The organism is Allopusillimonas soli (assembly GCF_004153445.1).
In the GTDB taxonomy this organism is placed as follows: Bacteria; Pseudomonadota; Gammaproteobacteria; order Burkholderiales; family Burkholderiaceae_B; genus Allopusillimonas; species Allopusillimonas soli.
In genome coordinates this window covers 282,475-298,863 of the sequence record NZ_SDQC01000003.1, presented here as the reverse complement: position 1 = coordinate 298,863, position 16,389 = coordinate 282,475, and the positions used below count along the sequence as shown (strand labels likewise).

At 61.8% G+C, this 16,389-nt stretch carries 15 protein-coding genes; 5 read left to right on the top strand and 10 right to left on the bottom strand.

Annotated features, from left to right (window positions below):
• Window positions 1-62: 62 nt before the first annotated feature.
• The 3 genes from ERD78_RS11200 to ERD78_RS11190 form a co-directional block, all read right to left on the bottom strand.
• Window positions 63-959 (bottom strand): LysR family transcriptional regulator, encoded by an 897-nt coding sequence (locus ERD78_RS11200; RefSeq protein WP_129969378.1) that lies wholly within the window; start codon window positions 957-959, stop codon window positions 63-65.
• A gap of 104 nt (window positions 960-1,063) precedes the next feature.
• Complete coding sequence (locus ERD78_RS11195; RefSeq protein WP_129969377.1) at window positions 1,064-1,837, bottom strand: class I SAM-dependent methyltransferase; 774 nt, start codon at window positions 1,835-1,837, stop codon at window positions 1,064-1,066.
• Between the two features lie 160 nt (window positions 1,838-1,997).
• Window positions 1,998-2,768 carry a 5'-methylthioadenosine/adenosylhomocysteine nucleosidase gene (locus ERD78_RS11190; protein ID WP_129969376.1) on the bottom strand — a complete coding sequence of 257 codons (771 nt, stop codon included), beginning with the start codon at window positions 2,766-2,768 and terminating at the stop codon, window positions 1,998-2,000.
• Between the two features lie 131 nt (window positions 2,769-2,899).
• On the opposite strand from ERD78_RS11190, the gene ERD78_RS11185 reads away from it, so the two are divergent.
• Window positions 2,900-3,994, top strand: a complete 1,095-nt coding sequence (locus tag ERD78_RS11185; protein WP_129969375.1) for a PA0069 family radical SAM protein — start codon at window positions 2,900-2,902, stop codon at window positions 3,992-3,994.
• A 14-nt stretch (window positions 3,995-4,008) separates the two neighbouring features.
• Here the strand turns inward: ERD78_RS11185 and ERD78_RS11180 are convergent, their stop codons facing one another.
• The 5 genes from ERD78_RS11180 to ERD78_RS11160 form a co-directional block, all read right to left on the bottom strand.
• Window positions 4,009-5,871 carry a dipeptide ABC transporter ATP-binding protein gene (locus tag ERD78_RS11180; RefSeq protein WP_129969705.1) on the bottom strand — a complete coding sequence of 621 codons (1,863 nt, stop codon included), beginning with the start codon at window positions 5,869-5,871 and terminating at the stop codon, window positions 4,009-4,011.
• A gap of 11 nt (window positions 5,872-5,882) precedes the next feature.
• Window positions 5,883-6,758: an ABC transporter permease gene (locus ERD78_RS11175; protein WP_129969374.1), complete on the bottom strand. Its 876-nt coding sequence runs from the start codon at window positions 6,756-6,758 to the stop codon at window positions 5,883-5,885.
• The gene (locus ERD78_RS11170; RefSeq protein ID WP_129969373.1) at window positions 6,755-7,699 is read right to left on the bottom strand and encodes an ABC transporter permease; all 945 of its coding nucleotides are present in this window, start codon (window positions 7,697-7,699) and stop codon (window positions 6,755-6,757) included. Before ERD78_RS11170 ends, ERD78_RS11175 begins: the two co-directional genes overlap by 4 nt.
• 64 nt (window positions 7,700-7,763) lie before the next feature.
• Window positions 7,764-9,257 (bottom strand): ABC transporter substrate-binding protein, encoded by a 1,494-nt coding sequence (locus tag ERD78_RS11165; protein ID WP_129969704.1) that lies wholly within the window; start codon window positions 9,255-9,257, stop codon window positions 7,764-7,766.
• Between the two features lie 102 nt (window positions 9,258-9,359).
• Window positions 9,360-10,988, bottom strand: coding sequence for a gamma-glutamyltransferase family protein (locus tag ERD78_RS11160; RefSeq protein ID WP_129969372.1), 1,629 nt, complete (start codon window positions 10,986-10,988; stop codon window positions 9,360-9,362).
• A 126-nt stretch (window positions 10,989-11,114) separates the two neighbouring features.
• On the opposite strand from ERD78_RS11160, the gene ERD78_RS11155 reads away from it, so the two are divergent.
• On the top strand, window positions 11,115-11,999 hold the full coding sequence (locus ERD78_RS11155; RefSeq protein ID WP_129969371.1) for a LysR family transcriptional regulator: 885 nt from the start codon (window positions 11,115-11,117) through the stop codon (window positions 11,997-11,999).
• Window positions 12,000-12,041: 42 nt separating this feature from the next.
• Here ERD78_RS11155 and ERD78_RS11150 read toward each other — a convergent pair whose 3' ends face one another.
• A complete protein-coding gene (locus tag ERD78_RS11150) occupies window positions 12,042-12,956 on the bottom strand; it encodes a DMT family transporter (RefSeq protein ID WP_167668914.1) in 915 nt (304 codons plus the stop codon).
• A gap of 87 nt (window positions 12,957-13,043) precedes the next feature.
• Here ERD78_RS11150 and ERD78_RS11145 point away from each other — a divergent pair, with 87 nt between their 5' ends.
• The 3 genes from ERD78_RS11145 to acuI all read left to right on the top strand — a co-directional run bounded on the left by ERD78_RS11145 (window position 13,044) and on the right by acuI (window position 15,714).
• Window positions 13,044-13,940 carry a LysR family transcriptional regulator gene (locus tag ERD78_RS11145; RefSeq protein WP_129969369.1) on the top strand — a complete coding sequence of 299 codons (897 nt, stop codon included), beginning with the start codon at window positions 13,044-13,046 and terminating at the stop codon, window positions 13,938-13,940.
• Between the two features lie 84 nt (window positions 13,941-14,024).
• A complete protein-coding gene (gene acuR / locus ERD78_RS11140; protein ID WP_209019988.1) occupies window positions 14,025-14,750 on the top strand; it encodes an acrylate utilization transcriptional regulator AcuR in 726 nt (241 codons plus the stop codon).
• Window positions 14,725-15,714, top strand: a complete 990-nt coding sequence (gene acuI / locus ERD78_RS11135) for an acrylyl-CoA reductase (NADPH) (RefSeq protein WP_129969367.1) — start codon at window positions 14,725-14,727, stop codon at window positions 15,712-15,714. Before acuR ends, acuI begins: the two co-directional genes overlap by 26 nt.
• 28 nt (window positions 15,715-15,742) lie before the next feature.
• On the opposite strand, the gene ERD78_RS11130 is transcribed toward acuI, so the two are convergent.
• Window positions 15,743-16,372 (bottom strand): FMN-binding negative transcriptional regulator, encoded by a 630-nt coding sequence (locus ERD78_RS11130; RefSeq protein ID WP_129969366.1) that lies wholly within the window; start codon window positions 16,370-16,372, stop codon window positions 15,743-15,745.
• Between the last annotated feature and the right edge of the window lie 17 nt (window positions 16,373-16,389).

Genomic DNA, 16,389 nt, shown 5'->3' with positions numbered 1-16,389 from the left:
CATTCTGGTGGGGCGGCGGCAGGTGCGTCAATTCCAATGTCTCGGGTTCACATAACCTATTGTTATGTATTGCTGTCCCCAGGCAGGTTCTGGCTCTTGCTGACCGAGGTCAGTGCGTCGATCAGCACTTGATGCAGCGTGGACATGGGGTCGGCGGCATGAACCATGACATTGATGGGTACCCTCACTGGCGGTTCGATGCGGCTGACCGTCAGGCCGGGCCGCAGCATCGCCCGTGCCGTGATGAGATCGACGATAGTGTTGCCGCAGCCCGCCTCGACCATGGCGCAGGCGACGTAATGCGTCTGGACCTGGGCAATGATGTTCAGGGACAGGCCTTCGGCATCCAGGGCTTGCTGCAGCAGCAGGCCCGAGGGATCGCGGGCTTCCAGGGCAATGAAATTGTGCCGGGGCAGGTCGCGCAGTCGTACGGCGCCCGCGGAGTCGGTGCGCGACATGTAGACGAGCTCGGTGTGGCCTATGGGAATGAGTTTGATGCCCGGATGATCTGTCTGGTCAAAAGTGACGATGAGATCGAGCTCGTGAGTACGCAGTCCTTCGACCAGTTCCCCGCTGTGGTGGGTGTACAGGTCGAAGGTGATGTCGGGCTGCCGCTGGTGGACGCGGCGTACCACGGCCGGCAGCAGCCCCAGGCCAACGGCCGGTGTGCTGCCGACGCGTAGGTGGCCTTGTTGGATATGCTTCAGGTTGTAGGCCAGCCGCCGCACGTTGGCAAGCTCTTGCTGCAGCCGGGCAACCTGGGGAGCAAGAATCTCGGCCTCGCGCGTGGCGCACAGGCGCCCCTTGATGCGCTCGAATAGTTTGTAGCCAAGCTGTGATTCCGTACTGGAAAGCAGCTTGCTGGCCGCGGGCTGGGAGATATGCAGCGCCTCGGCTGCCTCCGTCAGCGACCCTGTACGCAGAATGGCGTCGAAAATTTCAATGTGGCGCAGCCGCATGGCGATGGTTTTCCGGGCAAAGACGCTATTGTCATAACCAAAGGTTAAGCATGCTACAGCTTGCGCCACAGGTCAATGTGATTTTCCGTCCGATGCCTGCGGTTTCACGCGGCGCGCGCCCACCAGAGGCCGGTGCGCATTGTGAATGAGCCGTCCGGTTCAATGGCGAGGGCTTGCCGTACTTCGCTCGGCGCCTCGCGCTGAAGCGTGCGTATCATGTCCGCGCGTTCCGGCGATGTGCGCATGCGGGCGACCCAGGCACTGAATTCCAGCCGGGTCGGCCAGGATTGGTGCTCTATGTCGGTAAAGCCCGCCGCCTCCAGCAGACGCTGCCATTCTGATGGGGAACGGTCCCGGATGTGGGAGCGGTCGCGCAGCACTTCCATGGCCTGCAAGTGTGTGTCGACCAGCGCGTTCTCGTCGCCTTCGACGTCGATGACGAGTATGCGGCCTCCTGGCTTGACCACGCGCCGCAATTCGCCGAGCGCGGGGGCCAGGCCAAGCCAATGATGGGCGCTGTAGCGGGTGGTCACCGCACAGAAGCAGGCGTCGTCGAAGGGCAGGGATTCTGCGCTGGCCTGCGTGGTGGCGATATTGGAAAGGCCCCGGTCGGCTGCGGCTTGACGTACGGTGGCCAGCATATTGGGTGATGGATCAACAGCCATCACGTTGTTGACCAGCCCTGCGAGCGCAAAACTGAGATGGCCCGCGCCGCATCCGGCATCCAGGATGCGGCCTGTTGCGTGTGGTATGGCCTGAGCGACCAGGGCTTGAGCCTGCTGGAGGTCGGGGCCTGCGGCATGAACGGCACTCTGCAGGTAGGCATGCGCTTGGGCATCGAACTGGGACTGGACTGTGTCGCTGTGGGCGGATTTCATTGGCGGCTCCTGATTGATTCAGGACTCACCATATCCCTGAGCGCATTCCGGTACAAGACAGTTTTCAATACTGGTATGAAAACCACCATGCTGATGATGCCCCGCCGCACGCTGTGCTGCTGGCCAGGCCAGGAACGCTTGCCGCACCGCGGGCGGCTGGCTAGCCTCGCTCAGTACGCATGCTTTGCAGAAGGAGGGTCAGAATGCCATGCGCATAGGAACTGGCCACTTCGCGCAGAAAGCGGGGAAAGTCAGCATGGGCCTGGTCGTCCGCCGTGTCTGACAGTGTGCGCATAAGGGCGAAAGGGACACCGTATTCATAGCAGACTTGCGCCACCGCCGCACCTTCCATTTCCACGGCGAGAACATCGGGCAGGCTGGACCGCAGCGCCGCCACGCGCTGGGCGCTGCCGATGAATTGATCCCCGCTGGCAACCAGGCCGCAATGCACTCTCGGCGCACGGATGCCGAAACGCTCGAGAACGGCCGGTCGTGTCGTTTGCCTCAGGCGCTCCTGCAGAAATGTTCCAGCGGCGCTGCGCAACTGACTTGAAAGCCTGCTGTCCACAGGGCAGCGAGCCAGGCCGAGCAAAGGCATTTCATGCAGCGGGAAAAACGGGCGGGCATCCAGGTCATGCTGGACCAGGGCATCCGCAATGACGACATCGCCGATGCTAAGCCCATGCGCTACGCCGCCGGCAACGCCGGTGAAGACGATGCGGTCGACGCCAAAGTGTTCTATGAGCGCCGTGGCGGTTGCGGCGGCGGCCACCTTGCCGACACGAGCCAGCACCACGACGCAATCCACGCCGGATATCCGGCCCAGATGGTAATCGCGCATGGCGATGCGCTGCCGGGTGGCGCCATGCGCCATGTCAGCCAGGATCTGTTCTATTTCTTCATGCAAAGCAGCGACAATGCCGAGAATCATGGTGTGCGTTGAATTTCAATATGCGTGAAAGTGGTCAGGAAGGGCAACGCCCATAGCGGTGCACGGTGAGTATAGGCGGACTTTTCTGTATACTGTATTTTTATACAGTAAAAACTGGCAGGAGGCATGCCATGCCGCGCATAACGCCCGTCAAGGGCAGGGGAAGCCTGTCCAACCATAACTCACGCTTTGAGGCGCTGCGCCGCGATCACTTCGATGACGGCTGGCAGGACCACGGAAGCGATGGCTGCGAGAGCACCGTCGGTCCGCTTCCGCGGCTGTCCACCACGGTGTCCATGGAAGCGGCGCGCAGCATTATTTCCCACAACAGTTCACCTGATATCCAGTTCGATCAGTCCATCAATCCTTACAGGGGCTGCGAGCATGGGTGCATATATTGCTATGCACGACCCACGCACGCTTATCTCAATCATTCGCCAGGACTGGACTTCGAAACGCGTCTGTATGCGAAGGGTAATGCCGCCGAGATACTGCGCAAGGAGCTATCGCGGCCCGCCTATCGGCCTGCCATGATTGCGCTGGGCAGCAATACCGATCCCTACCAGCCCATTGAGCGCCGCCTGGGTATCACCGCGTCGGTGCTCCAGGTGCTGGACGATTTCAATCATCCTGTGGGCATCACGACCAAATCCGCATCCATTGTCCGCGATATCGATCTTCTTTCCCGCATGGCCAGCCGGAATCTGGTCAGGGTGTTCATGTCCATCGGCACGTTGGACCGCGATATCGCGCGCACGCTCGAGCCCCGAGCCAGCACGCCGGGCGCCCGCATGGAGGCCATACGCAGGCTCAGCGACGCGGGCATTCCCACAGGCGTTATCGTGGCGCCTGTCATTCCGGCGCTGAATGACCATGACATTGAAAATATTCTTCAGCAGGCCAGCGAGGCGGGCGCCGTGGATGCGCACTATGTGCTGCTGCGCTTGCCGCTCGAGGTTGCACCGCTATTCGAGGAATGGCTAAACCATCATTATCCGCTCAAGGCCGCGCATGTCATGAGCCTGCTGCGTCAGATGCGCGGCGGCAAGACCTACGACCCCGCCTTCCGCCAGCGCATGCGCGGTACCGGCGTCTTTGCCGAACTGCTTGCGCAACGCTTTCGCAAGGCCTGCGTTCGCATGGCGCTGAACCAGCGGCGTTTCAGTCTCAGCACTGCCGCGTTCAAGCGGCCTCAGTCTTCAGCACCGCAGCTGAGCCTGTTCTAGAGGGAGGCCAGCGATCAAGCGTATGCGCCTATCGCATGGCGTGCCACGAAATGACCCTCGCCCACTTGTACCAGCGGTTGCACCACAGGGTTGTCGCCCACTTTGCGCACAGGGCTGGGAATTTCATCGACAAGCAGGGAGCGTTCCCGGTGGCGGCGCGACGGATCCGCAATGGGAACGGCCGCCATCAGCTTGCGGGTGTATGGATGTTGAGGGTTCTCGAACACAGCGCGGCGCGGCCCGGTTTCAACAACCTGGCCCAAATACATCACCACGACACGGTGGCTGATGCGCTCAATCACGGCCATGTCATGTGAAATGAACAGGATGGACAGTCCCAGCTCGCGTTGCAGGTCCAGCAACAGATTCACGATCTGGGCCTGGATGGATACGTCCAGCGCCGAGACCGACTCGTCCGCAATGATGACGCGCGGGTTCAGGGCCAGTGCGCGCGCAATGCAAACGCGCTGGCGCTGTCCGCCTGAAAACTCATGCGGATAGCGATCGCGCATTTCCGGGCTGAGTCCGCATTTTTCCATAAGCCAGGCCACACGCTCCTGAGCCTTGGCCCCGCGTGCAACGCCATGAATGAGGAGCGGTTCCATGATGGAGTAGCCAATCGTGGCGCGCGGATCCAGCGAAGCGAAAGGATCCTGGAAAATGAACTGGATTTCCTTGCGCAGGGCCTGCATGCGACTGCCGCGCAGCAGGCTGATATCCTGGCCCTGGAAAATGATGCGGCCCCCGCGCGGCGTTTCCAGGCGTGCCAACGAACGGCCAGTCGTGGTCTTGCCGCAGCCGGATTCACCCACCAAAGCCACGGTTTCGCCAGGATACAGGTCAAAGCTTACATGCTCCACGGCATGCACTCGCCGCTGCACGCGTCCAAACAGTCCGCTGGCAATGTCGAACTGCGTTACCAGGTTCTCGACGCTGAGTACAGGCTCTCCGCCATAGTTGACGATGCTGCTTGCGGGTGAAGCCACCGGTGCTTCGGCAGCCTGGCCGGCGGCGGCTTCCCCGGAAAGCAGTTGAAAGGGCTCGGGCCTGTCCTTGCCTTTCATGGCGCCAAGCCTGGGAACGGCGGACAGCAGTGCGCGTGTATACCAGTGGCCGGGCCGCATGAACACGGTATCGGATGATCCAACCTCGACTTTTTCCCCCCGGTACATCACCATCACGCGGTCCGCCACCTCGGCGACCACGCCCATGTCGTGGGTAATGAATACCACACCCATGTCCATTTCACGCTGCAATTCGCGTATGAGGGCCAGGATCTGCGCCTGAATAGTGACGTCCAGCGCCGTCGTGGGTTCATCCGCGATGAGTACCTGCGGCCGGCACGACAAGGCCATGGCAATCATGATGCGCTGGCGCATGCCGCCAGACAGTTGGTGCGGATAGCGATCGCGCAGCGAGCGGGCATCGGGAATGCGCACGGTTTCCAGCAGGCGCAGCGTTTCCGCGCGCGCAGCCGAGTCGTCCATGCCCTGGTGCAGCTGCAGGGCCTCGTTGATCTGGCGGCCCACCGTAAAGCTCGGGTTGAGCGATGTCATGGGCTCCTGGAAGATCATGGCAATATCGGCGCCGCGCACCTTGCGCAGCACGGCCTCGTCGGCTTTCACCAGATCCAGCACATCGCCGCCGCGCCGGCGCAGCAGCACTTCGCCCCGGGTGATATGGCCGCGGCCGAATTCCACCAGGCGCATCAGCGCCAGCGAGGTCACGGACTTGCCGGAGCCCGATTCGCCCACGATGGCAAGCGTCTCCCCTTTGTCCAGGTGGAAGGAGACATTGCGCACGGCCTGCACCGTTCGTTCGGGTGTACGGAATTCGACGCTCAGGTCATCGGCCTGGATGACGCGCTTATCCTGCAATACCGGCACGCTCAGCCCTCCTGGCGCGGATCCAGCGCGTCGCGCAGTCCATCGCCGAGTAGATTGAAACCGAACACAACCAGAAAGATCGCGCTACCCGGGAAGATGGACATCCAGGGTGCCTGGGTCATGAAATTTTTTGCGGTGTTGAGCATGGAGCCCCATGAAGGGTTGGGCGGCTGCAGGCCCAGGCCGAGGAAGGAAAGGCTCGCCTCCGCAATGATGGCGCTGGCGATCAGGATGGTGGCCTGAACTATGAGCGCCGGCATGATGTTGGGCAGGATGTGGCGCATGATGATGCGCCAGTTTGATGCGCCCAGCGAGCGGGTGCTTTGCACATAATCCTCGTTCTTGATGGCCAATACTTGGCCGCGCGCCAGCCGGATGAATAGTGGGGCGGCCGACAAGCCGATGGCGATCATGGCATTGACAAGACTGGGGCCAAGAAAGGCGGCCAGTGCGATGGCAAGGATAAGAAAGGGAATGGAGAACAGCGCCTCCGTAACGCGCGAGATGCAGCCGTCAAGCAGGCCGCCGAAGAAGCCGGCCAGAAGGCCCAGCGGCACACCGACCAGCAGGGCGATCAGTACCGAGCACATGCCGGCCAGCAGCGATGCGCGGGTTCCATAGACCATGCGGCTGAAGATATCGCGGCCCAGTTCGTCGGTGCCAAACCAGTGGGTGAGTGAGGGCGCCTTTCGTATGGCCGTGAATGCCACGGCCATGGGGTCGTGCATGGCGATGAGCGGCGCCAATATGGCGACGGCGACAAAAAACAGCACAATGGCGCCGCCCAGCAGGGCCGAGCGGTTGCGGCGGAACTTGCTCCATGAGCGGTTGATGCGGCGCGCCGGCATGGCGCCTGCGGGAAGGGCATGCTCGCTCATGTGTACCTCAGACGGGGATTGACCATGACGTAGAGCAGATCGCCAATGAGCGTCAGCGCGATGAATCCGGCGGCGATGCAGAGCACGATTCCTTGTACGACGGCGTAGTCGCGGTTGAATACGGCGTCAACCAGCAGCTTGCCGAATCCGGGTATGCCGAAAATCTGCTCTGTGAGAACGGCGCCGGCCATCAGCTCGCCAAACAGAATCGTGACCAATGTGACAATGGGCATGAGCGCATTGCGCAGCGCGTGGCGCCACACCACGACGCGCTCGGACGCGCCCTTGGCTCGCGCGGTGCGGACATAGTCGGCGTTCAGGGCCTCGAGCATGGCCGACCGTGTATGGCGCATGAGATAGGCGCTGATGACGGTTGCCAGAACCAGCGAGGGCATGAGCATGGTCTTGAGCGATAGCCACAAGTCTTCGCTGGGCGGCACGTAGCCCGAAGCGGGCAGCAACTGCCATCGCACCGACACGAGCATGATCAGTAGAATCCCCAGCCAGAAATTGGGAATCGACATGCCGGACAGGGCAAATAAATTGGCGCCGAACTCCACCTTGCTGCCTTTTCGGACCGCCGCCAGTATGCCTAGCGGTATGCCGATCAGGATGGAGAAAAACATGGCCATGACGGCCAGTTGGGCCGTGACAGGCAGCTTGTTGGATATCAGCGTGGTAACCGGCACGTCGGTTCGAAGCGACACGCCAAGATCGCCTTGGCTGACCTGTTTGACCCAGGCCCAGTACTGCACGGGCAAAGGGTCGTTGAGCCGATACTTTTCCCGCAGATAATTGAGCACGGCGGGGTCCCGCTCCTCGCCGGCCATGGCGAGCACCGGGTCGCCGGGCAGGATTTTCTGCAAGCTGAAAATCAGCATGGAGACCAGGATCAGCGTAGGTATCGCCACGATCAGGCGACGTAGAATGAGTTTGAGCATGCTTGAACACCTCGCGGGCGTCGCGGCTGTGTGCCGCGGCGCCCGCGTTTGGGTGTAACCCCGGTTACTTCGACAATGTTACGCCTTTGAGGCGGATCATGCCGTCAGGGTAGGGCGTGAGGCCATGCACCTGCTTGGTTGTTGCGAACAGCCAGGGCTGGTAGTAGGTGAACATGCGTGGCAGATCGTCCTGCAGAATCGTCAGCGCTTGCTCGTAGATCGCCTTGCGCTTTGTTTCGTCCGGCACGGTGCGCGCCTGCTTGAGCAACTTGTCGACTTCCTCGTTGCAGTATCGGCTGTCGTTCAGCGCGCCCTTGCAGGTAACGAAGTTGAAAATGTTGCCATCCGGATCGACGCGACCGGACCAGCCACGCATGTCGATCTGGAAATTGCCCTTGGCATCGTCAGCCAGCATTGCCGCATATTCCATGGGGCGCAGGCTGAGCTGGAACCCGGCTTGGCTGGCCATGGCCTGCACCATCTGTGCGGTGGAGGACTCTACGGTGTTGTTAGCGAATACGAGCTCAGCCTGGACGGTGGACATGCCGGCCTGCTTCAACAGCGCTTTCGCCTTGGCGATATCGGGTTTGACCACCGGAAACTTGTCGCTGAAATATGGGCTGGCTTCCGGGAAAGGCTGCTGTGCCGCCGTGAAGAGGCCGCCGCCGATGACCTGGTCTATGGCGGCGCGGTCTATGGTCAGCTGGAATGCCTGGCGAACAAGCTTGTTGGCAAACGGATTGGTTTTCGCCTTGGGGCCGTTGTTCACGTTGAAGGTGAACTGACGGTAACCAAGCCCCGTGACGGGCATGAGTATCAGGCCGTCATCGGCCTTGACCTGCTTGACATCGGTTGGGTTGAGTCGTTCAAGAATGTCTATGCCGCCGGAACGCAGGTTTTGCAGCCGCACTGTGGTGTCCGGAATGTACAGGAACACAAGCTTGTCGAAGTGAAAGTCCTTGGCGTCGTAGTATTTGTCGAATTTCTCGAGCTCTATCCGGTCGTTCTGGATGCGTTTCACGAACTTGTAGGGGCCTGAGCAGACAGGATGGCGGCCGATGCTCGATTCGCTGTCTTCGCCCGCGAATGTCTTGGGCGACAGCATCATGCCGGCGCGATCCGACAGCTGGGCCAGCAGTGTGGCATCGGGCTGCTTGACATGAATGACCAGCGTCGCCGGATCGGGCGCATCGACGCTTTCCACCGAAGCAAGCTCGCTCTTGCGCTGGCTGCTCTTGAGCGTCATGGCACGGTCCAGATTGGCCTTGGCGGCTGCCGCGTCGAATTTGCTGCCGTCATGGAACACGACATCATCGCGCAGCTTCATGGTCAGCGTCTTGGCGTCATCGCTCCAGGACCATGATGTGGCCAGTTGCGGCACGAACTTCAGCTTGGCGTCGATATCGACCAGCTTGTTGCACAGCGAGGTAAAGACGATGCGCGACACATAGGTGCGCGCGCGCGCCGGGTCCAGCGTATCGGGATCGTCCTGAAGTCCGATGCGCAGGGTTTGCGCGTAGCTGGACGCCGCGGCGGCGCCCAGCAGTAGGCCTGCCATGAGCAAGGGTAGTTTTTTCAAGCGTCTTCTCCTTAAGGGACTGCCTGTTGGCTGCTTATTATGATGCGCCCGCGATATACGTGGCGAGCGCTTGCTGCGTGATCAGAAGCCGACCGCCTGGCCGTCTCGACGGCTGTCGCTGGCCGCCACATAGCCATGGTCGGAATTGTTCTCGGACAGGCGCCAGATGAACTGCCCCGCGCCAAAGTCCATGTAGGGGTCGTATACCGATTTCATCTGGTGTCCCAGCGCCTTCAGGCCTTCGACCGTTTCCGTCTGCATGTTCGGCTCTATATCCAGCGTGAAATCGCGGTTTACCTTCCAGCGTGGCGCGCAGCATGCGGCCTGCGGGTTTTGATGATAGTCGATCATGCGTATCACAGTCTGCAGGTGGCCCTGCGGCTGCATGTCGCCGCCCATGACGCCAAAACTCATGACTGGTTTGCCATCGCGGGTCAGGAAACCAGGGATGATCGTATGGAACGGGCGCTTTCCGCCTTCCACGACATTGGGCGATTGCGGATCCATGGAGAAGCCGACGCCTCGGTTCTGGATGCTGATGCCGGTGTCGGGCACCACGACGCCAGAGCCGAAGCCCATGTAGTTGGACTGGATGAAGGAGATCATCATGCCGTTTTCGTCGGCGGCCGTCAGGTATATGGTGCCTCCGGCATGCGGTCGGCCTGCCTCATGATGGATGGCTTTGTCCAGCCGGATGAGCTTGGCGCGGCTTGCCAGATAGCCATCGTCCAGCATCTGGGAGGGCGTGATGTTCATGGTGCGCTGATCCGACGCATAGCGGTACAGATCGGCAAAAGCCAGCTTCATGGCCTCGATCTGAATATGCTGTGATGCAACGGAATCGACCTTCATGTTCTGCAGATCGAAATGCTCGACGATGCCCAGCGCCATGAGGGCGGCGATGCCCTGGCCGTTCGGAGGGATTTCATGCAGGGTGTAGCCGTGGTAGTTCTTGGCGATGGGTTCGACCCATTCGGGTTTGAAGTTGCGCAGATCATCCATGGTCAGCGCGCCGCCGCCCTGCTTGCTGAAGGCGACGATCTTTTCGGCCAGCTCGCCTTCGTAGAAATCGCGCCCGTGGCTTTCCGCTATGCGCTTGAGCGTATTGGCCACGCCCTTCAGGCGAAACAGGTCGCCGATTTCAGGTGCGCGACCATTGGGCATGAAGGCATCGGCATAGCCCGGCTGGTCCTTCAACTCTGCCGCCGCGGTGGCCCATTTGCCCGCGACAATGGGCGGTACAGCATAGCCCCGTTCAGCGACTTCTATTGCCGGCTCGAACAGATCGGCAAATGGCAGCTTGCCGAACTTTTCGTGCAAGGCGGCCCAGCCGGCCACAACGCCAGGGACGGTGGCGGAATCCCAGCCCCGCTTGGGCTGGATGGCCAGGCCGTTGCTGTCGGTGCCGTATTTACCCTTGAAGTAATCCACGTTCCAGGCGGCCGGAGCCGGGCCGGATGAGTTCAGGCCGTGAAGCTTCTTGCCGTCCCACAGAATGGCAAAGCAGTCGCCTCCCAGGCCGCAGGAAACAGGCTCCACCTGGACGATCGTGGCCGCCGCAGCGATGGCCGCATCAACAGCATTGCCGCCCTTGAGCAGGATACGCAAGCCGGCCTGGGCGGCCAGCGGATGCGATGTGGACACGACATTGCGGGCGAATACAGGCGTGCGGGCGGTGGGATAGGGGTTGGCCCAGTTGAAGGTCTTCATCAGATTCTGCTCCGGGAGCACTGCGCGGCAAAGCCAGCCGCTCGATTTGTAAGAGGGGCCTATACGCTACTATTGTTGGGCTATAAAATCAATTTGTCTTTTTAATTCCATTCATAAGTTTTTCTCATGAGTTCCATACGCTTTCTGCGTACGTTTGTGGCGGTTGCACGCCATGGCTCCTTTTCCGAGGCGGCTGAGCACGTGGCACTGAGCCAGGCGGCGGTCAGCCTGCAGATGCGCGCGCTGGAAACCGAATTCGGTCGATCGCTGTTTGATCGCAGCGGGAGGCTGGCAACGCTGAATGCCGCGGGTACGACGCTATTGCCGGAGATCCAGCAGCTGCTGGCCCTGTACGATCGTATTCGCCTTCCTCGCGCCGCGCCCGGCTTGCTGGTAGGCAGCCTCTCCATGGGGGCGATCGTGTCGTGCATGAGCACGCTGGCGCGCGTGGTGGCTCAACTGAAAAGTGAGCACCCGGATCTGTCCATCCGACTGGTCTCGGGGAAATCCAGCGAACTCAGCCACAAGATTGAAATGGGTGATATTGATGCGGCCATGGTCGTGGGTACGGGGAAAAAACCGCCTGGAAGCACCTGGCGCATGCTGTACCGCGAGCCCATACGCCTGATTACGTCGGCCGGCATGCGCGATGACGATCCTCTGCGGCTGCTGCGCACACATCATTTCCTTCGGTTTGATCGTAGCCAGCATACGGGCGCCCAGATCGACCGCATGTTGAGGAAGATGGGGGTGGCGCCGGATGATTTCCTGGAACTCAACGCCATAGAGCAGGTGCTGGATCTGGTGCGCCACGGGGTCGGCATCACGATACTGCCGCTGCTGCATACCCGGCGGTGGCACGACCAGGAGGGCTTGCGCACGTTGTCGCTGCCCGGCGCCCTGTCGTCGGCAACGCGCAGCATCGGCATGCTCGAGCGGCGTGGCCACCGCATGCAGCCGGTGACCGAGGAAGTGTTCCGGCGGTATGCGCATCTGGCGGCCGAGGAATAAGCCGGCTGCGGTAACGAGCCGGGCGGGATTGCCTGCGCTTGATCAGGCGCGGGCCGGCGCTGGGCTTCTGTGCAGGCTTTCCAGCGCGCCAGAAGAAAACAGCACGCCCGAGATGACCAGTATCGCACCCACCCATTGCGCCAGTGATACAGGCTGTCCCAGGGCGATGGCGATAAGCATGGTGAAAATAGGCACTAGGTCGAAGAATACTGCCGTGCGCGCGGGCCCGATATGCCGGATGCCGTTGTTCCACCAGAGGTAGGCCAGGACAGTGCCGAACAGCGCCATGGCGGCCAGCGCGCCGATGCTGTCTGGGGCCGGCAGCGGCAGTGTGCCGCCGTGGGCGACGAGACCAGCTGCAATCATGGCTGCCGCGCCCACCAGCATGGTGCTGGTGGTTGTCTGCATGGCGGACAGGTTTTTGATCCAGCGTTTGCCAATGACGCCGTAGGTCGCCCAGCACAGGTTGCCCACGAGAATGAGGCCGTCCCCGCCGGTAAAGTGAAAATGTTGAAGCAGCGCCGTGACCGACCCGCCGGTCACCACGATGATGACCCCCGCCATGCTGAGGGCGAGGCCCAGTATCTGGCGCCAGGAAATGGCGTCGCCTATGACCAGGGCGGTCAGTATGACCGTGATTGTGGGGTTCAGTGTCATGATGAGGGCGCCATTGACGGCGGAGGTCGTCTGCAGTCCGAAGAAGAACGCGACGTTGAAGCCAAAGATGCCGATCACGGCCATGATGGCCAGCGGCAGTGCGTTGCGGCGCAACCCAGCCCAGTCTATGCCTTCGCGCAGCAGCATGTAGGCCGCCATGGCCAGGCCGGCAATCAGGAAGCGCCAAGCTGCGGCGCTGAGCGGATCGGTCGTCCGGACCACATACTCGCCCAGGTTGAAATTGGCGCCCCAGAAGAATGTGCTGAGTACCAGCGCCAGATATACATTGCGGTTTTTCATTGCAGTCCTTGGTGAACGGTTCTGGCGTATTATTGTTTTTAATAAAAGATAAATATATGGAACAAAATACAAAATCATTTTTAATTTATGAAAAATAAACAAGAGTTTGACTGGAATGACATCCGCTACTTCCTGGCGGTGGCCGCCGAAGGTGGCTTGACGCCGGCGGCACAGATATTGGGTGTGACGCCGGCCACCGTGTCGCGGCGCATCGATGCCTTCGAACACGCCGTGGGCTCGGTCCTGTTTCTGCGGCGCCAGACTGGATACGTACTGACTGACGAGGGTGAGCGATTGCTGGAGTCTGCCCGCCCCGTAGAGCAGGCCATGCTGGGCTTCGCAAGGCAGACCGATGCGGGCGCTTCAGGCCGGTGGGTGGGCACCGTGCGCGTGGCCACTTCGGAAGCCGTGGCTGTGAACTGGCTGGCGCCGCGGTTGTCCGACTTTGTGCGGCAACATCCTGGGCTCAGGGTGGAGTTGCTGACGGGTTACAACCTGGCGAACCTGTCCCGGCGTGATGCGGACATCGGATTGCGCATGACGGCGCCTTCGCGCGAAGAGGAAGGCGACTACATCGCGCATCACGCGGGCGCCATGGCCTTTGCTGCGTATGTGGCCGCGGACACGGACATTGGGGAAGGCGGCTGGCGGGCGCTGCCGCACCTGAATTGGAGCGAGCCGCTGGCCCAGGTACCCATGGCCCGTTGGACCGCCAGCACTTTTGCGGGCTCGCGGGCCGTGCTGCTGACCAATAGCATGAATGTCATGGCCATGGCTGCGCGAAGCGGAGTGGGCCTTGCAGTGCTGCCCGTATCGATTGGCGACGACGATCCTCGGCTCAAGCGTGTCGAGCCGGATCAGATAGTCTGTGCCAGGGACCTATGGGTGGTGTATCACAGGGACTTGCGCGACAGCGAGCGGGTGGTGGCCATGCGGGATTTTCTGCTGGCCGCAGTGCGCCGCTGTGGCGGCGATGAGCTCTGAGCATGGCGGAAGCGGACACGCAATAGGCCTCATAATTAAAATAGACGATCGGTCTAATATATTGCATAATGGGCCATGACCACGATGAATGCGGTTCGGCCGGCCCGTAGGCGGGGCCGGCCTCCAGGCCCCACATCCGCCCACGGAGACGCGCGCGCGGCTCTGGTGCGCACGGGCGTCGCCCTTCTCACGGAAAAAGGCTTTTCTTCGGTGGGCATCGATGAAATCCTGCGGGCCGTGGGCGTTCCCAAGGGCTCGTTCTATCACTACTTCGCAAGCAAGCAGGCATTTGGTGAGGTGCTGATCGACGCCTATGCCGCGTATTTTGCGCATAAGCTCGACGCCTGTCTCGCCGACGAGCACCGCACGCCGCTGCAGCGCCTGCGCGATTTCGTCGAGGAGGCAAAAGCCGGCATGGCACGCCACGATTACAGACGCGGCTGCCTGGTGGGCAACCTCGGCCAGGAAATGGCGGTCTTGCCCGAGCCGTACCGGGCGCGTCTCGTGGCTGTGTTTGCCGATTGGCAGACCCGCACGGCACGCTGCCTGGAAGCGGCTCGCCAAGCGGGGGAGGTGTCCCGGGACGCCGACTGCACGCAGTTGGCGGCGTACTTCTGGATAGGTTGGGAGGGGGCGGTTCTGCGCGCCAAACTGGAACGCAGCGCCGAGCCGCTGGATATCTTCGCGGACGGCTTTTTTGCATTGCTTGGCGTGAAGGCGTCTGCAATGGTTCAACGCAAGGGCGCGCCGCCGGAGCGCGGCGCAGGCCACACAGGAGGCACAGGTGTTCAAGGCAATACTGATAGATAAGCAGAATGATGCGCAGCAGGTGCGGCTGGCCGAGGTGAACGAGGCCGAGCTGCCAGAGGGCGATGTCACGGTGCGCGTGGCGTATTCCACGCTCAACTACAAGGATGCGCTGGCCATCACAGGCAAGTCACCCATTGTGCGCAGCTATCCCATGGTGCCCGGCATCGATTTCTCCGGCACCGTCGAGCAGTCCAGCCATCCGGACTACAAACCGGGTGATGCGGTGGTGCTGAATGGCTGGGGCGTGGGTGAGAAGCATTGGGGCGGTTTGGCGGAACTTGCAAGCGTGAAGGGCGACTGGCTGGTGCCGCTGCAAGCGCCCATCACACTGCGGCAGGCCATGGGAATAGGCACGGCGGGATACACGGCCATGCTGTGCGTCATGGCGCTGGAACGCCATGGCGTGACGCCCGACCAGGGCGACATCCTGGTTACGGGCGCGGCTGGCGGCGTGGGCAGCGTGGCGGTGGCCATCCTGGCCAAGCTGGGCTACAGCGTTGCCGCGGTCACCGGCAGGCCCCAGGAGGCCGAGTATCTGCGTGCCCTGGGGGCGTCGCAGGTCCTTGAGCGGGCCGAGTTCGCCGAGAAAGGTAAGCCCTTGGCCAAGGAGCGCTGGGCGGGCGCGGTGGATGTGGCAGGCGGGCAGGTGCTGGCCAATGTGCTGGCCGGCATCAAGTATCGGGGCACGGTGGCCGCCTGCGGGCTTGCCGCCGGCATGGGATTGCCGGCAACGGTTGCGCCTTTCATTCTGCGCGGGGTGACGCTGGCGGGCGTGGACAGTGTCATGTGTCCCAAATCCGACCGGCTTGAGGCCTGGCGCCGTCTTGCGGCCGATCTCGATCTCGGCAAGCTGGGCGATGTGGTGCACGATCTGGCGCTGGATGCGGTGATTCCCGCCGCAGGCAGGTTGATCGATGGGCAGGTGCGCGGACGGGTCGTCGTGCCGATCGGGGCAGGCGCCTGAGGCTTGCCGCAGCGCTGCTCGGGCTGGATCAGGCCTGCGGTTCGTCCATCATGGCTGTGCCCAGCGCCGCCGCACCCTGGGCAAGCAGGGCTTTCGCCGCACCGCGTCGGTCTCGCGCGTCCTTGTTCTGGCTCAATTTGAACTTGCCTTCAATCCGGGAAACGGCGATCTCCAGGCCGACGATGGCCTTGAGCATGTCGTCGAGATAGCTGGCCGGCGCATCCCCCATTTTCCAGGGAACGGGCTGGCTGGCTTCATGCTTTCGGGTCAGCCGGGCCACGACGCCGCGCACATAGCGTTCGTCGTCCCGCACGCGAATGGTTCCATGGGCATGAACCACCCTATAGTTCCAGGTGGGCACCTGGCGATGCGTCTCGTGTTTGCTGGGATACCAGTTGGGCGAGATGTAGCCATGCTCCGCCCGGAAGACCACCAGCACTTCATCGCCATCGGCGACGTCCTGCCAGACTGGGTTGGCGCGCGCCACGTGCGCGTGCAGGGTTCCACAGGTGCCGGTTCCGGGATCAAACTCGAAGGGTATATGGTTGGCATCCAGCCCTTGCGCGCCATGTGTCACCAACATGCCAAAGGGATGGTGGGCAATGAGGGCATGCAGGACGTCGGGACGGGATTCTTCGAAGTGGGTAGGCAGATACATGCGGGTGTCACCTGGAT

Coding starts and splice junctions, on each gene's coding strand:
- ERD78_RS11155 (WP_129969371.1), top strand. CDS start 11,115: ATGAGTTCCATACGCTTTCTGCGTACGTTTGTGGCGGTTGCACGCCAT.
- ERD78_RS11170 (WP_129969373.1), bottom strand. CDS start 7,699: ATGCTCAAACTCATTCTACGTCGCCTGATCGTGGCGATACCTACGCTG.
- ERD78_RS11200 (WP_129969378.1), bottom strand. CDS start 959: ATGCGGCTGCGCCACATTGAAATTTTCGACGCCATTCTGCGTACAGGG.
- ERD78_RS11175 (WP_129969374.1), bottom strand. CDS start 6,758: ATGAGCGAGCATGCCCTTCCCGCAGGCGCCATGCCGGCGCGCCGCATC.
- ERD78_RS11145 (WP_129969369.1), top strand. CDS start 13,044: ATGAAAAATAAACAAGAGTTTGACTGGAATGACATCCGCTACTTCCTG.
- ERD78_RS11130 (WP_129969366.1), bottom strand. CDS start 16,372: ATGTATCTGCCTACCCACTTCGAAGAATCCCGTCCCGACGTCCTGCAT.
- acuR (WP_209019988.1), top strand. CDS start 14,025: ATGAATGCGGTTCGGCCGGCCCGTAGGCGGGGCCGGCCTCCAGGCCCC.
- ERD78_RS11160 (WP_129969372.1), bottom strand. CDS start 10,988: ATGAAGACCTTCAACTGGGCCAACCCCTATCCCACCGCCCGCACGCCT.
- ERD78_RS11150 (WP_167668914.1), bottom strand. CDS start 12,956: ATGAAAAACCGCAATGTATATCTGGCGCTGGTACTCAGCACATTCTTC.
- ERD78_RS11190 (WP_129969376.1), bottom strand. CDS start 2,768: ATGATTCTCGGCATTGTCGCTGCTTTGCATGAAGAAATAGAACAGATC.
- ERD78_RS11185 (WP_129969375.1), top strand. CDS start 2,900: ATGCCGCGCATAACGCCCGTCAAGGGCAGGGGAAGCCTGTCCAACCAT.
- ERD78_RS11195 (WP_129969377.1), bottom strand. CDS start 1,837: ATGAAATCCGCCCACAGCGACACAGTCCAGTCCCAGTTCGATGCCCAA.
- ERD78_RS11165 (WP_129969704.1), bottom strand. CDS start 9,257: ATGGCAGGCCTACTGCTGGGCGCCGCCGCGGCGTCCAGCTACGCGCAA.